Below are 13,361 nucleotides of genomic sequence, written 5' to 3'. Positions count from 1 at the left end.
CGCACCCCCACTTATCCGGCGATACGCAAGCGGAGCAAAAATGGCAATTCAGCAAGGCGCGACGGACACCTGGACCAAGTCCTCGTATTCCACCGGAAACGGCGCATGTGTAGAGGTCAAGTCCCCGGCGATGCACGCGATCGACGTGCGTGACTCGAAGGTCCCCGAGGGCCCGTCGCTGGCGTTCGCCCCTGACTCCTGGAGCGCGTTCGTCGGACAGGTCACGCGGGGTTCGTGGGACGCCTGATCCGCAGCACGACAGCACCACCGGTACAACGAGTACCACCAGCACGACAGCACCACGTGAAACAACAGCACCACCAGCACCACAGAAGAGCCCTCTCGACTGGTCCGCCGTCCCGGCCGAGGGGGCTCGGCCTTTCCCGCACCCCGTGAGCCCTACCGCAGCTGGTCCACGTAGAGGTCCGTGCCCGGCACCGTGGGAATGAACGGCGCGGCCAACTCGACCCTCCCCAGGCCCGATTCGGCCACTTCCTCCTCGCGCCCGGCGAAGAGTTCCGGCCAACAAGGGCGCGGGTCGGACTGCAGGAACCACAACAGCGTCACCCGCTCGTCGACGCCCTCGACCTGCTTCACGTACGACATCCGGTCGCCCGGCAGCGGGGTCGGGCGGAACAGGACGGTCATCGCGGCCGGGGATCCGGCGAGCTTGCCGGGCAGATGCTCCGAGCGCAGCCACTCCACCAACTCGGCGCGCTGCTCTGGCCCTTCGGCGTCGATCACCTCCAGGACGAGGCCCTGGTACGGGTGGTCGAGGGCGTGGAAGTCGCGCGGCCCCGAGGCGCCGTCGCGGTAGACCGTGCCCAGGTGGTCCTGGAACGACGTGAAGACGTGCGTGCGGTCCTGGTGGACGCGGCCGTCCCGGTTGAGGCGCTTGTTGATGCCGACGGTCCACCGCATGTGGTCGTCGTAACGGCCCTCGGTGATCCAGTACGTGGACAGATAGCAGCCGGCCGTGACGGGCCGGGCGACCGCCGACTTCTCCGGGCGGCGCAGCAGTTGCAGATCCCGGGTCGCCACCCAGCGGCGGCCCGCGTACATCCACGGCATGGCCATCGCGCCGGCGTAGTAGTGGTCGTCCTCGTACCAGCGGTTGTAGGCGTGCTCGTGGCCCGGGTGCGGCTCGACCATCGTGATCAGGGCGTGCCCGGGGCGCACGCCGTACGGCCCCACCGCCGCCAGCTCCGCGTAGGTCTCGCTGCAGGTCTCCTCCGCCATGACGCTCCCCTTTCCTCCTCCGTGCGACGCGCATACTCTGACGCCCCGTCAGGAAATCCACCAGAGTCAGGCCGTAGTCAGGGCCGAAGCCGCGGAGGCGCCGATGCTGCTCGACGGAAAGACCGTGATCGTCTCGGGGGTCGGCGCCGGACTCGGGCACGAGGTGGCCGCGGCCGTGCTGCGCGAGGGCGGCAACGCCGTACTCGGCGCCCGCACGGAGGCCCGGCTCGCGGAGGCCGCCGCCGCGCTCGACCCGGGCGGCCAGCGGGTCGCGCACCGCCCCACCGACATCGCCGACGAGGAGCAGTGCCGGGCCCTCGCCGGGCTCGCCGTGGAGCGGTTCGGGCGGATCGACGCGCTCGTCCAAGTCGCCGCCCTGGACACGCACTTCGGCGGCCTGGAGGACGCGGACTTCGCCGCCTGGCAGGGCGTCGTCGACGTGAACCTGCTCGGCAGCCTGCGGATGGCGCGCGCCTGCCTGCCCGCCCTGAAGGAACGCGGCGGCGCCCTCGTCCTGGTCGGCACGCAGTCCTCGGTGGCGGCGCCCACACAGGTGCGGCAGGCGGCGTACGCGGCGTCGAAGGGGGCGCTCGTCTCCGCGATGTACTCCCTGGCGCGCGAGCTCGGCCCGCACCGCATCCGGGTCAACACCGTCCAGCCGGGCTGGATGTGGGGCCCGCAGGTCGAGGCGTATGTCCGGTCCGCGGCGCGTGCCGAAGGGGTTCCGGAGGAGGCGGTGAAGGGGCGGATCACGGCGCGGATGGCACTGCCGGAGCCGGCCACGGACGGGGACGTGGCCGATGCGTGCGCGTTCCTGGCCTCCGACCGGGCGCGGGCCGTCACGGGACAGTCGTTGCTGGTCAACGCGGGTGAGGTGATGCGGTAGGCGCGGCCGCCAACTGCCTTTCCCCGCCCTGAAGTTGTCCATGTACATGAACGGAGATCCTCAACTGGAACGATTTTACTCGTACTTGACTCTCCAGCCGGTTGTCCGCGCCGCTCGCCCGTACCCAGGATGAGCGCACTCGGCGACCCCTGGAGTGAGCATGAACACCCTCGACTGGGCCGTGCTCGGCGGCTACTTCTTCGTGATGGTCGGCATCGGACTGTGGTCGAAGACCCGCGTCCACAACGTCGCGGACTTCTTCACCGCACGCGGCCGCATCCCCTGGTGGCTGTCCGGCATCTCGCACCACATGTCCGGCTACAGCGCCATCATGTTCGTCACCTTCGCGGCCGTCGCGTACGACTACGGCATCACCGTCTACTTCTGGTGGCCGCTCACCATCGGTATCGGCGTCGGCATCGGCGCGTTCGTGTTCGCGGCGCGCTGGAACCGGCTGCGGGCCAAGCACGGCGTCGACTCGCCGCTCGCCTATCTCGCCGTGCGCTACAACCTGCCGACGCAGCAACTCCTCGCGTACAGCGGGGCGTTGCTGAAGGTCGTCGACATCGCCGCCAAGTGGGTGGCCATCGCCGTGCTGCTGCAGGGCTTCGCGGACATCCCGCTGGTCTGGGGCATCACGCTGACCGGCGTGTGCACCATGTTCTACATGGCGTTCGGCGGGCTGTGGGCCGATGTCCTCACCGACTTCGGGCAGTTCGTCATCCAGGCCGTCGCCGGGATCGCGATGCTCGTCGCCGTGATGGCGCACCTCGGCGGGGTCTCCTCGCTGTGGACCATGTGGGACGAGCTGCCCGCCTCGCACAGCGACCCCGTCAACGGCACCGTCACCAGCGGCCTGATCATGGCGTTCCTGCTGGTCAAGACCTTCGAGTACAACGGCGGCATGTGGAACCTGGCGCAGCGCTACATGGCCTCGCCGTCCGGCAGCCGCGCCCGGAAGTCCGCGCTGCTGTCCAGCGCGCTGTGGCTGCTCTGGCCGCTCGTCCTGTTCATCCCGATGATCGCCGCCCCGCTGATCGTGCCCGACATCGGCAACGCGGAGCGGTCGTACATCATGCTCGCCCAGGAGCTGCTGCCGTCCGGCCTCATCGGGCTGCTGCTCGCCGGGTTCTTCTCGCACACCATGGCGATGGTGGCCTCCGACTCCAACGTGATCACCGCGGTCATCACCCGGGACCTGGCGCCCGTCCTCGTACCGAAGGTGCGGCGGTTCACGGAGCGGCAGAAGCTGCTGTTCGCGCGGATCACGACCGTCGCGTTCGTCGCGGTGTCCATGTCGATCGCGCTGAGCGCCGACCCGAACGGGTTCATCATGACCGTCGTGGTGAGCGTCGTGGCCGCGACGATGGGCCCGATCTCCATCCCGCTGATGCTCGGCCTGCTCCCCTGGTTCCGGCGCACCGGCCCGACCGCCGCGATGGTCTCCTGGGCCGGCGGCCTCGCCGTCTGGGCCTGGCTCTACTGGGGCGCCGAGGGCACCAGCGAGACGGTCACGGTCGGCGCGCCGGTGCTGACGTCGCTGGTGTTGTACGTGGGGGTCGGCCTGCTCAAGCCGGAGGGGTCGCCCGCGCGGGCGGCGCTGGTGGAGTCGTTGAGTTCGGACCCCAGCGAGGAGGGCTCCCGGGACTCCGCCCCGGACCCCGTCTCGCGCTGAGCACGCCTTCTCCCGAGCCGCTGATGTCGCAGCCCCGCGCCCCTGACGGGCTACGCCCTCGGGTAGCGGGCCAGCCACCCGGGCGAGGAACCCGCCGGGCCGTGCAGCGCCGGGCCCTGCGTCATCTCCATCGCGAAGTCGTCCGCCAGCTCGAGGATCGCGGCACGGCCCTCCAGCTCGGACAGCCACCCGGGCGGCAGGGCCGTCTCGCCGTGCAGGGCGCCGAGCATCGCACCGGTCAGGCACGCCACCGCCGACGAGTCGCCGCCCTGGTTCACGGCCAGGCGCAGGCCGTGCCGGATGTCCTCGCAGACCGTCGCGCAGTACACCGCCGCCCCGAGCACCGCGTCCGCCGTGCCCTCCTCGGCCAGCGACTCCACCCTGGCCGGGGTCGGCAGGCCCTGGCGGACCGCGCCGAGCGCCTGCTTCAACGCGTCCGTCACCGGCTGGTGGCCCGGCCGGCCGGCGAGCAGGGCCAGGGCCCGCTGCACCGCCGCGTCCAGGGACTCGCCGCGCGCCAGGGCATGCACGATCAGCGCGTGCGCGCCCGCCGCGAGGTACGCCGAGGGGTGGCCGTGGGTCTGCGCGGCGCACTCGACGGCCAGCTGCAGGACGAGCTGCGGCTCCCAGCCGACGAGCAGCCCGAACGGCGCCGACCGCGTGACCGCCTCCGGGCCGCGCTCGGCCGGATTACGGGGCGACTCCAGGGTGCCCATCGTGTCGTCGCCGAAGCCGGTGAGGCAGGCGCGGGGCGGCTCGCGGCGCGCGTACAGCCACTCCTCGCGGGCCAGCCAGCCGTCCTCCTTGCGGCGCTCGTCCGGCCCCCACTCGGTCTGGGTGAGCGCCCAGCGGCGGTGGGCACGGTGGATGTCGGTCGGCGGGTGCCAGGCGCCGGTGTCCCGGCGGACCTGGGCGCGGATCAGTCCGTCCACGGTGAACAGGGCGAGCTGCGTGGCCGCCGTGATCGCGCCGCGGCGGCCGTACGCGGGTGCCAGGTCGGTGAGGCCCTCCGCGCCGTGCTCGGTGCGGATCGCCTCCAGGTCGAGCTGGGCGACGGGGGCGCCGAGGGCGTCGCCGAGGGCGGCGGCGAGGAGGGAGCCGCGGACGCGGCTGCGGAAGTCCTGCTGTTCGGCGCGGCCCCAGACCGCTGTCACACCTGCGCTCACCGCGCCTCCTCCCCCGACCGTACGAGTGCTCCGCAGCACTGTAATCGACTCGGAACGACCAGTTCAGGCCCTTCCGCAAGACCTCCACGCACCCCCAGGGGGCTCCGCCCCCGGCCCCCCGCTCCTCAATCGCCGGAGGGGCTCCCGGGGGGCCGTCGTTCGGCTTCCCCGTCGCCCCGATAGGGGCGCGGGGAACTGCGCGAGCAACCACGACGGCGCCGCAGGCTTTCGGGAAGGGGCGGGGAGGGGAACAGATCGAGCCCGAAGGGCGAGACGAATCGGACGGATTCGAGGCCCGACGGGCCTCAGTCGACGTCCACCACAGGCAGCAGCTCCGGCAAGTGCCCGTCCGACGCCTCCGCCGCCCGGCGGCGTTCCTCCGGCACCTCCCCGTACAGCGTCGTCCGCGCCCGCGCAGGCCGCCCCGCCGCCGAGGCGATGGCGACGAGGTCCTCGATCGACCGGTACGAGCCGTAGGAGGAGCCCGCCATCCGGGAGATGGTCTCCTCCATCAGCGTCCCGCCCAGATCGTTCGCCCCCGACCGCAGCATCTCCGCCGCCCCCTCCGTACCGAGCTTGACCCAGCTGGTCTGGATGTTGGGGATGTACGGGTGGAGCAGCAGCCGGGCCATGGCCGTGACCGCGCGGTTGTCGCGGGTGGTCGGGCCGGGGCGGGCGATCCCGGCCAGGTAGACGGGCGCGTTGGTGTGGATGAACGGCAGCGTCACGAACTCGGTGAAGCCCTCGACGCCGCGTGCGAGGGCGTCCCGTTGGATGCCGGCCAGTGTCCGCAGGTGCCCGAGCCAGTGCCGGGGCTGGTCGACGTGCCCGTACATCATCGTGGACGAGGAGCGGATGCCCAGCTCGTGCGCGGTGCGGATCACCTCGATCCAGGTGGCCGTCGGCAGCTTGCCCTTGGTGAGGATCCAGCGGACCTCGTCGTCGAGGATCTCCGCGGCCGTCCCCGGGATGGAGTCGAGGCCGGCCTCGCGGGCCGCGGTGAGCCACTCCCGTATCGAAAGCCCGGTGCGGGAGGCGCCGTTGACGACCTCCATCGGCGAGAAGGCGTGCACGTGCAGGCCCGGCACGCGTTCCTTCACGGCCCGCGCGATGTCGAAGTACGCGCTGCCCGGCAGGTCCGGGTGGATGCCGCCCTGCATGCACACCTCGACCGCGCCGACGTCCCACGCCTGCTGGGCCCGGTCGGCGACCTGGTCCAGGGACAGGGTGTACGCGTCGGCGTCCGTGCGGCGCTGGGCGAAGGCGCAGAAGCGGCAGCCGGTGTAGCAGACGTTGGTGAAGTTGATGTTCCGCGTGACGATGTACGTGACGTCCTCGCCGACGACGGACTTGCGCAGGTCGTCCGCCACCCCGCACAGCGCGTCGAGGGCGGGCCCGTCCGCGTGCAGCAGGGCGAGGGCCTGGTCGTCGGTGAGCCGGGTCGGGTCGTCGGCGGCGACGCGCAGGGCGTCCCGTACGTCGGCGTCGATGCGGGAGGGGACCATGCCGGGGGCGGCGGCCTCGCGCAGGGACTCCCAGTCGCCGTACACCTCGTCGAAGTCGTCGCGGCGGTCCGCCGTACGGCCCTCGGTGTCGATGGTGCGGTGCAGGTCGGTGCGGCCGGTCGGGGTGAAGGCGTCCTCGGGCTCCTGCCAGGGCAGGCCGCGCACCTCGGCGTCCGGGTTCGCGAGGCCGGTCTCCGGGTCGGCGAGGGCGCGGACGTGCGGCAGGACGCGCGGGTCGATCCACGGCTCGCCGCGCCGGATGAACTCCGGGTAGACCGCGAGCCGTTCGACCAGCCGGAAGCCCGACTCGGCGGATTTCGCGGCGAGTTGTTCGATCTGCGGCCAGGGCCGCTCCGGGTTGACGTGGTCGGGCGTGATCGGTGAGACGCCGCCCCAGTCGTCGACGCCGGCGCCGATGAGCCGCGCGAACTCCGCGTCGACCAGGTTGGGCGGGGCCTGCAGGCAGGCGGAGGGGCCCATGATGTGCCGGGCGACGGCGACGGTCGCGACCAGGTCGTCCAGCTCGGCGTCCGGCATGCCGCGCATCGCCGTGTCCGGCTTGGCGCGGAAGTTCTGCAGGATCAGCTCCTGGATGCCGTGGTAGGCGCGGGAGATCCTGCGCAGCGCGAACAGCGACTCGGCGCGCTCCTCGGGGGTCTCGCCGATGCCGAGCAGCAGCCCGCTGGTGAGCGGCACGGAGCTGCGCCCGGCGTCTTCGAGATGCCGCAGCCGTACCGCGGGAGCCTTGTCCGGCGACCCGTAATGCGGCCCGCCGGGCTCGCTCCACAGCCGCTCGGCGGTGGTCTCCAGCATCAGCCCCATGGACGGGGAGACGGGCTTGAGCCGCTGGAAGTCGGTCCAGGACATCACGCCCGGGTTGAGATGCGGAAGCAGCCCGGTCTCCTCGAGGATCCTGATCGAGATGGCACGTACGTACGCGATGGTGTCGTCGTAGCCGTGCGCGTCCAGCCACTCGCGGGCCTCGGGCCAGCGGTCCTCCGGCTTGTCGCCGAGGGTGATGAGCGCTTCCTTGCAGCCGAGTCGGGCCCCGCGGCGGGCGATGTCGAGCACCTCGTCCGGCGACATGAACATCCCGTGCCCGGCCCGGCGGAGCTTGCCGGGGACGGTCGCGAACGTGCAGTAGTGGCAGCGGTCCCGGCACAGTCGGGTGAGCGGCACGAACACGCTCTTCGAGTACGTCAGCACCCCGGGCCGCCCGGCCGCCTCGAGCCCCGCGTCCCGCACCCGCGCGGCCGACGCGGCGAGGTCCTCCAGATCGTCCCCCCGCGCCTGCAGCAGCACGGCCGCCTCGGCCACATCGAGCGCGACCCCGTCCCGGGCCCGCTTCAACGCTCTCCGCATGGAGTTGGCGGTGGGTACTCGACCTGCTGGGGCACCGTACTGATCCGTCATGACCCGAGGATACGAGCGGGGTGTGCGGGTGGGAGGGGCCGGTGAGTATGGGGAGTTGCACACGGGGTTGAGGAATGAACGCGGGGAGCCGCCTCAGGCCGCGTCGTGACCGTGTGCGGTGAAGGTGACTTCGGTGCTCTCGTCGTCAAGGGCGATGTTGAGGGACGCGTCGAGCGCACGGGCCAGCTTGGCGAGGAGAGGCAGCGTCGGGACGGTGTCGGAGCCCTCGACGCGGGAGATCTTCGCCTGAGTCAGACCGGCGCGCTCCGCCAACTCGGCCTGTGTGAGCCCGAGTTCGGACCGCCGTACGTACACGGCCTGGGCGAGCGCCATCGAAAGGCGGATCTCGCGCCGCGCCTCGGCCACGTCCTCCGGCTCCCCGAGCCCCTCGGCCGTCTTGCGCTCCTGGAGCGTCTTCCACCGACTGTGCGCCATCAGACCTCTCCCTTCTCGATCACTCGCACGAACTCGTCATGAGCAGGGCCGTGTTCGGCCGCGCAAGCCTTTTGTGCTCACGTACGCCGTCGCCGAGGTGCCGCGCAAACGGCTCCCCCAATGTCGCCGCGTGCTCCGCGAGCAGACCGACGTATTCGTCGATCTTGAGGAAGTGCTTGGCCGGAAGCGCCTCCAGCCAGGCGCGCACCTCGGGTTCGATCTCGACCGCGTACAGCTGAGCCACACCCACCACTCTATATGTCGCGAACGACATAATCACCCTCGCCGCCGAGCCCACCCCCTGCCGTGTGACCCCGGGCACTCTGGTCCAATGAGGACATGGAGACGCCGAATCGCACCGCACTCGTCGAAGACCTCATGGAACGTTTCCCGCACGTGCCGCGGGAGGCCGTGATCAAGGAGGACCTGCTGCGCGGCGGCATGGCCTTCGACGAGTCCGCTCTGTCCGGGGGTGACGACGGCGACGTCAAGCCGAAGTCGTACTTCATCTTCTCCTTCGACCACCGCACCCTGCCCGAGCTCGGCCAGGCCGCCCTGAACCGGCCGCCGGAGGAGATCGTGCTCACCGGCGGGCCGTACGAGCTGCGCCGCACCGTCGTCTCGGTGCGGGTGAACCCGGACTCGCCGTACCGCGTCAAGGGCGGGGAGGACGGGTCGCTCGGGCTCTACCTCGACGGCAGGCGGATCTCGGACGTCGGTCTGCCGCCGATGCCCGAGTACTACCGGCACAAGCTGTCCAACGGGAAGTCCGTGATGGAGGTGGCCCCGACGATCCAGTGGGGCTACCTGATCTATCTGACCGTCTTCCGGGTGTGCCAGTACTTCGGCGCCAAGGAGGAGTGCCAGTACTGCGACATCAACCACAACTGGCGCCAGCACAAGGCCGCCGGCCGGCCGTACACGGGTGTGAAGCCGTCCGACGAGATCCTCGAAGCCCTGGAGATCATCGACAAGTACGACACCGCCAAGGCGTCCACGGCGTACACCCTCACCGGCGGGTCCATCACCTCGAAGGTGGGCGGCAAGGACGAGGCCGACTTCTACGGGAGTTACGCCAAGGCCATCGAGGAGACCTTCCCGCGCCGCTGGATCGGCAAGGTCGTCGCGCAGGCCCTGCCGCTCGACGACGTGAAGCGGTTCCACGACTACGGCATCCAGATCTACCACCCGAACTTCGAGGTCTGGGACAAGCGGCTGTTCGAGCTGTACTGCCCGGGCAAGGAGCGGTACGTCGGCCGCGAGGAGTGGCACAAGCGGATCCTCGACTCCACCGAGGTGTTCGGCGCGCGGAACGTCATCCCGAACTTCGTCGCCGGCGTCGAGATGGCCGAGCCGTTCGGCTTCCAGACCGTCGACGAGGCCATCGCCTCCACGCAGGAGGGGCTGCGCTTCTTCATGTCGAACGGCGTCGTGCCCCGGTTCACCACCTGGTGCCCGGAGCCGACCACCCCGCTCGGCAAGGCCAACCCGCAGGGCGCGCCGCTGGAGTACCACATCCGGCTCCTGGAGACCTACCGCGCGACGTTGGAGGAGTACGGCCTGACTTCCCCGCCCGGGTACGGCCCGGCGGGCCCCGGGCGTGCGGTGTTCTCCGTGAGCTCGTTCATGGACAGCATCCCGGAGGGCGCGGAGGCCGAGGCCGCCGCCTCCTGACGCACGGGCGGTACGGGTGTCCGTACCCGTACCGCCCCCTTCCCTTGCCGCCCCGTTCACGGCTCAATACCAGGGTTGCGTACGCCACTTCGTACCGTCCGCCCCTGGGGAGCCGCCATGTGCAGCAAGGACGTACCGCCCACGACGCGCCGCATCGACCGGCGCGCCCTGCTCGTGACCTCGGCAGCGACCGCGCTTACGTTGAACGGCGTGAGCTTCGCGAGCGCCGAGAACCGTGAGGGACAGCAGGGACAACAGGGCGACGAGACGCGGACCGTGCGCGGCACCCTGCCGCCCGGCTCCCCCGACTTCGTCTACGTGCCCGTGGAAGTCCCGGGCGGCGTACGGGAGTTGCACGTCTCGTACCGCTACGACAAGCCGGCCGTGCCGCCCGGCACACAGGGCAACGCGCTCGACATCGGCCTGTTCGACGAGCGCGGCACCGGCCTCGGCGGGGCGGGCTTCCGCGGCTGGTCCGGCGGGGCCCGCAGCGAGTTCTTCGTCCGCGCCGACGACGCGACGCCCGGCTATCTGCCCGGCCCGGTCCGCCCCGGCACCTGGCACATCGCGCTCGGCCCGTACACGGTCGCGCCGGAGGGCCTCCCGTACGAGATCACGGTGACGCTGCGGTACGGCGCGCCGGGCGTCACGCCGCGGCCGAGCTATCCGCCGGAGCGGGCGAAGGGGCGGGGGCGGGCCTGGTACCGGGGTGACTGCCACATCCACTCCTGGTACTCGGACGGGCGCCGCACCCCCGGCGAGATCGCCGCGCTCGCCCGCGCGGCCGGGCTCGACTTCATCAACAGCGCGGAGCACAACACCCAGTCCGCGCACGCCCATTGGGCCGAGCATGCCGGGGACGACCTGCTGATCCTGCTCGGCGAGGAGGTCACCACCCGCAACGGGCACGTGGTGGCGCTCGGCACCGACCCGGGCACGTTCGTCGACTGGCGCTACCGGGCCCGCGACAACCGCTTCGGCCACTACGCCGACGCGATCCGCCGCGCCGGCGGCCTCGTCGTGCCCGCCCACCCGCACGCCACCTGCATCGGCTGCAACTGGAAGTTCGGCTTCGGCGAGGCCGACGTGGTCGAGGTGTGGAACGGCCCGTACACGCCCGACGACGAGGTCTCCCTCGCCGACTGGGACTCCACCCTGGAGGCGGCCGGGCGCGGCGGCCGCTGGATCCCGGCGATGGGCAGCAGCGACGCACACCGCGATCCGGACCGCGTCGGCGGCCCTCAAACGGTCGTCCTCGCCGAGGAGTTGAGCCGTACGGCGATCCTCGCGGGGCTCAGGGCCGGACGGTCGTACGTCGCCGAGTCGGCGGCGGTCTCCGTGGACTTCGCTGCGGTCGGCGGCCGGGGGCGGCGGGCCGGCATCGGGGAGCGCCTCGACGTCGACCGGGACGCCCCGGTCACGGTCCGCGTGGACGTCTCGGGGGCGCCGGGCTGCGTGATCCGGCTCGTCACCGACCAGGGCGTGCTGTTCACGGGGCCCCCGCTCCCGGCGTCGGGCTCGGGCAGCGCCGAGTGGCGGACGACGCCCGCGTACGCCTCGTACGTACGGGCCGAGGTGCGGCATCCGGCTGCTGCGGCGGGGCTGCCGGGGCCGCTGGCGGCGTTCACGAACCCGGTGTTCCTGGGCGGGGTGTGACGCCGTCATGTGCCTGCGGGGTGTGAGGCGCTCACTCGACCGGTCGTAGATCACGCCGCTCACCAGGCCTCACCCGCCGTCCGGCGCGGAGGATCGTCGCAGGGCGCCCCTACGTCGACGGCACCCGGCGCCCGGCGACGAAAGCGAGTCGGTGATGCTGGTCAGCCGTGTCTCACGGAGACTGCTCGGCGCCCTGTGCGTCTGCCTGGCCCTGTTCCTCTCCGCGGGCGCGGTGCACGCGCTGAGCGGGGGGAGCCCGAAGAACGCGGACCGGACGCGCGCGGCCCCCGACGCCCCGGGCTGGGAGCGGACCGAGAACGGCGGGAAACGTCTCTCCCTCGGCAGCTTCCGGGCGCCGGAGGCACCCGAGTGCGAGGTCGGGGCGTATCTGACGGATCTGTACGACGTGCACCCCGAGTCGAACGAGTTCTCCGTCCGGGTGTGGATGTGGTCGCTCTGCCCGACGAAGGAGGCGGACCCGCTGTCGACGGCGACCTTCCCGCAGGGCTACAGCCCGTGGAAGAGCGAGCCGGAGCACACGAAGGTCAAGGACGGCTACTACACCCTGATCGGGTTCGACGGGAAGTTCCGGCACTACTTCGACCGCAGGAACTTCCCGTTCGACGAACACGTCCTGGACGTCACCGTCGCGGCGGCGAAGAACGAGAAGACCTTCCGGATGGTCCCGGACAAGGAGAAGGGGCAGATCGGCTTCAGCCCCGAGATCGACACCCCCCGATGGGACATCAAGGGCTTCTCGGTGACGACCGAGACCCGGAACTACGCCACCGACTTCGGCGACCGGTCCAACTCCACCGGGGCGAGCTCCGACTTCAGCGAGGCGGTGCTGCACATCAAGGTCGCGAGCTCCGACACGAAGGTCTTCTGGGAGCTGGCCGGGCCGATCTTCATCGTCTTCCTCATCACGCTGCTCACGTTCCTGCTGACCTCCGCCGAGACCAGCGCGTTCGCCGGGCGGATCACCGCCCTGGGCGCGTCCCTGTTCGCGGTCCTGGTCAACTGGGGCAAGCTCAGCGGGCTCATGCCGGCCACGGCGGGCTTCTCGATGCTGGGCAAGCTGCACCTGCTGACCATGGCGTACGTGCTGGTCGGCATCGGGATCACGGTGCTGTGCTGGCGCTGGTCGGCGCAGGACAAGAAGAAGGAGAAGGTCAAGCGGCTCAACCACCTCGGCATCGCCATCGGCGTCGTCTTCTACGTGGGCATCGCCGCCTGGCTGGTCGTGGGCGCGGCGACGTCCCCGGCGTCCTGAACTGCCGCGGCCGGGGCGGACGCCCCGGATCAGCCGGATCGGCCGGATCGGCCGGATTTGGTGGTGCCCGCCCGGGCGCGGCAGGCTGAGCCCATGATTTTCATCGCCGTACGTTTCACTGTGCACGCCGACCGCGCCGACGAGTGGCTCGACCTCGTCGCCGACTTCACCTCCGCCACCCGGGCCGAGCCGGGGAACCTGTTCTTCGACTGGTCGCGGTCCGTCGACAACCCGAACCAGTTCGTGCTGTTGGAGGCGTTCGCGGACGGGGACGCGGGGGCCGCGCACGTGCAGTCCGAGCACTTCAAGGCGGGGCTTGCGGCGATGGCGGAGGCGGTCGCGGCGAAGCCGGAGATCATCAACGTCGAGATCCCCGAGGCCCAGGGGTGGGGCGAGATGGCGGAACTCACCCCGAAGCACCCGGCCTAGGCAGCTTCCC

12 protein-coding genes are annotated in these 13,361 nt (G+C 71.3%); 7 read left to right on the top strand and 5 right to left on the bottom strand.

Annotation, left to right across the window (positions count from 1 at the left end; all coding sequences use genetic code 11):
• Positions 1 to 40 precede the first annotated feature (40 nt).
• Entirely contained in the window at positions 41 to 247 is a 207-nt protein-coding gene (locus ACIDOF_RS09565; RefSeq protein ID WP_409005301.1) for a DUF397 domain-containing protein, read from the top strand.
• Between the two features lie 152 nt (positions 248 to 399).
• Here ACIDOF_RS09565 and ACIDOF_RS09560 read toward each other — a convergent pair whose 3' ends face one another.
• Positions 400 to 1,239 (bottom strand): hypothetical protein, encoded by an 840-nt coding sequence (locus ACIDOF_RS09560; RefSeq protein WP_409005300.1) that lies wholly within the window; start codon positions 1,237 to 1,239, stop codon positions 400 to 402.
• Positions 1,240 to 1,342: 103 nt separating this feature from the next.
• Here ACIDOF_RS09560 and ACIDOF_RS09555 point away from each other — a divergent pair, with 103 nt between their 5' ends.
• Together ACIDOF_RS09555 and ACIDOF_RS09550 are read left to right on the top strand one after the other, a co-directional pair.
• Positions 1,343 to 2,125, top strand: coding sequence for an SDR family oxidoreductase (locus tag ACIDOF_RS09555; RefSeq protein WP_409005299.1), 783 nt, complete (start codon positions 1,343 to 1,345; stop codon positions 2,123 to 2,125).
• A gap of 160 nt (positions 2,126 to 2,285) precedes the next feature.
• A complete protein-coding gene (locus tag ACIDOF_RS09550; RefSeq protein ID WP_409005298.1) occupies positions 2,286 to 3,800 on the top strand; it encodes a sodium:solute symporter family protein in 1,515 nt (504 codons plus the stop codon).
• Between the two features lie 50 nt (positions 3,801 to 3,850).
• Here the strand turns inward: ACIDOF_RS09550 and ACIDOF_RS09545 are convergent, their stop codons facing one another.
• From ACIDOF_RS09545 to ACIDOF_RS09530, 4 genes are all read right to left on the bottom strand, one after another.
• Positions 3,851 to 4,966 (bottom strand): ADP-ribosylglycohydrolase family protein, encoded by a 1,116-nt coding sequence (locus tag ACIDOF_RS09545; protein WP_409005297.1) that lies wholly within the window; start codon positions 4,964 to 4,966, stop codon positions 3,851 to 3,853.
• Positions 4,967 to 5,271: 305 nt separating this feature from the next.
• Positions 5,272 to 7,884 carry a bifunctional FO biosynthesis protein CofGH gene (locus ACIDOF_RS09540; protein WP_409005296.1) on the bottom strand — a complete coding sequence of 871 codons (2,613 nt, stop codon included), beginning with the start codon at positions 7,882 to 7,884 and terminating at the stop codon, positions 5,272 to 5,274.
• A gap of 93 nt (positions 7,885 to 7,977) precedes the next feature.
• A complete protein-coding gene (locus ACIDOF_RS09535; RefSeq protein WP_409005295.1) occupies positions 7,978 to 8,319 on the bottom strand; it encodes a helix-turn-helix domain-containing protein in 342 nt (113 codons plus the stop codon).
• Positions 8,320 to 8,338: 19 nt separating this feature from the next.
• Positions 8,339 to 8,563, bottom strand: coding sequence for a hypothetical protein (locus ACIDOF_RS09530; RefSeq protein WP_409005294.1), 225 nt, complete (start codon positions 8,561 to 8,563; stop codon positions 8,339 to 8,341).
• Positions 8,564 to 8,658: 95 nt separating this feature from the next.
• Here ACIDOF_RS09530 and ACIDOF_RS09525 point away from each other — a divergent pair, with 95 nt between their 5' ends.
• The 4 genes from ACIDOF_RS09525 to ACIDOF_RS09510 all read left to right on the top strand — a co-directional run bounded on the left by ACIDOF_RS09525 (position 8,659) and on the right by ACIDOF_RS09510 (position 13,351).
• A complete protein-coding gene (locus ACIDOF_RS09525; RefSeq protein WP_409005293.1) occupies positions 8,659 to 9,993 on the top strand; it encodes a radical SAM protein in 1,335 nt (444 codons plus the stop codon).
• A gap of 117 nt (positions 9,994 to 10,110) precedes the next feature.
• Entirely contained in the window at positions 10,111 to 11,649 is a 1,539-nt protein-coding gene (locus ACIDOF_RS09520) for a CehA/McbA family metallohydrolase (protein WP_409005292.1), read from the top strand.
• 154 nt (positions 11,650 to 11,803) lie between these two features.
• Complete coding sequence (locus ACIDOF_RS09515; RefSeq protein WP_409005291.1) at positions 11,804 to 12,922, top strand: hypothetical protein; 1,119 nt, start codon at positions 11,804 to 11,806, stop codon at positions 12,920 to 12,922.
• Positions 12,923 to 13,015: 93 nt separating this feature from the next.
• On the top strand, positions 13,016 to 13,351 hold the full coding sequence (locus ACIDOF_RS09510; RefSeq protein ID WP_409005290.1) for a putative quinol monooxygenase: 336 nt from the start codon (positions 13,016 to 13,018) through the stop codon (positions 13,349 to 13,351).
• Positions 13,352 to 13,361 lie beyond the last annotated feature (10 nt).

Origin of the sequence: Streptomyces sp. Da 82-17 (assembly GCF_046098215.1) — a bacterium.
Classification (GTDB): domain Bacteria; phylum Actinomycetota; class Actinomycetes; order Streptomycetales; family Streptomycetaceae; genus Streptomyces.
This window is presented reverse-complemented; position numbering and strand designations above follow the sequence as displayed.

Coding starts and splice junctions, on each gene's coding strand:
- ACIDOF_RS09565 (WP_409005301.1), top strand. CDS start 41: ATGGCAATTCAGCAAGGCGCGACGGACACCTGGACCAAGTCCTCGTAT.
- ACIDOF_RS09560 (WP_409005300.1), bottom strand. CDS start 1,239: ATGGCGGAGGAGACCTGCAGCGAGACCTACGCGGAGCTGGCGGCGGTG.
- ACIDOF_RS09555 (WP_409005299.1), top strand. CDS start 1,343: ATGCTGCTCGACGGAAAGACCGTGATCGTCTCGGGGGTCGGCGCCGGA.
- ACIDOF_RS09550 (WP_409005298.1), top strand. CDS start 2,286: ATGAACACCCTCGACTGGGCCGTGCTCGGCGGCTACTTCTTCGTGATG.
- ACIDOF_RS09540 (WP_409005296.1), bottom strand. CDS start 7,884: ATGACGGATCAGTACGGTGCCCCAGCAGGTCGAGTACCCACCGCCAAC.
- ACIDOF_RS09535 (WP_409005295.1), bottom strand. CDS start 8,319: ATGGCGCACAGTCGGTGGAAGACGCTCCAGGAGCGCAAGACGGCCGAG.
- ACIDOF_RS09525 (WP_409005293.1), top strand. CDS start 8,659: ATGGAGACGCCGAATCGCACCGCACTCGTCGAAGACCTCATGGAACGT.
- ACIDOF_RS09520 (WP_409005292.1), top strand. CDS start 10,111: ATGTGCAGCAAGGACGTACCGCCCACGACGCGCCGCATCGACCGGCGC.
- ACIDOF_RS09515 (WP_409005291.1), top strand. CDS start 11,804: ATGCTGGTCAGCCGTGTCTCACGGAGACTGCTCGGCGCCCTGTGCGTC.
- ACIDOF_RS09510 (WP_409005290.1), top strand. CDS start 13,016: ATGATTTTCATCGCCGTACGTTTCACTGTGCACGCCGACCGCGCCGAC.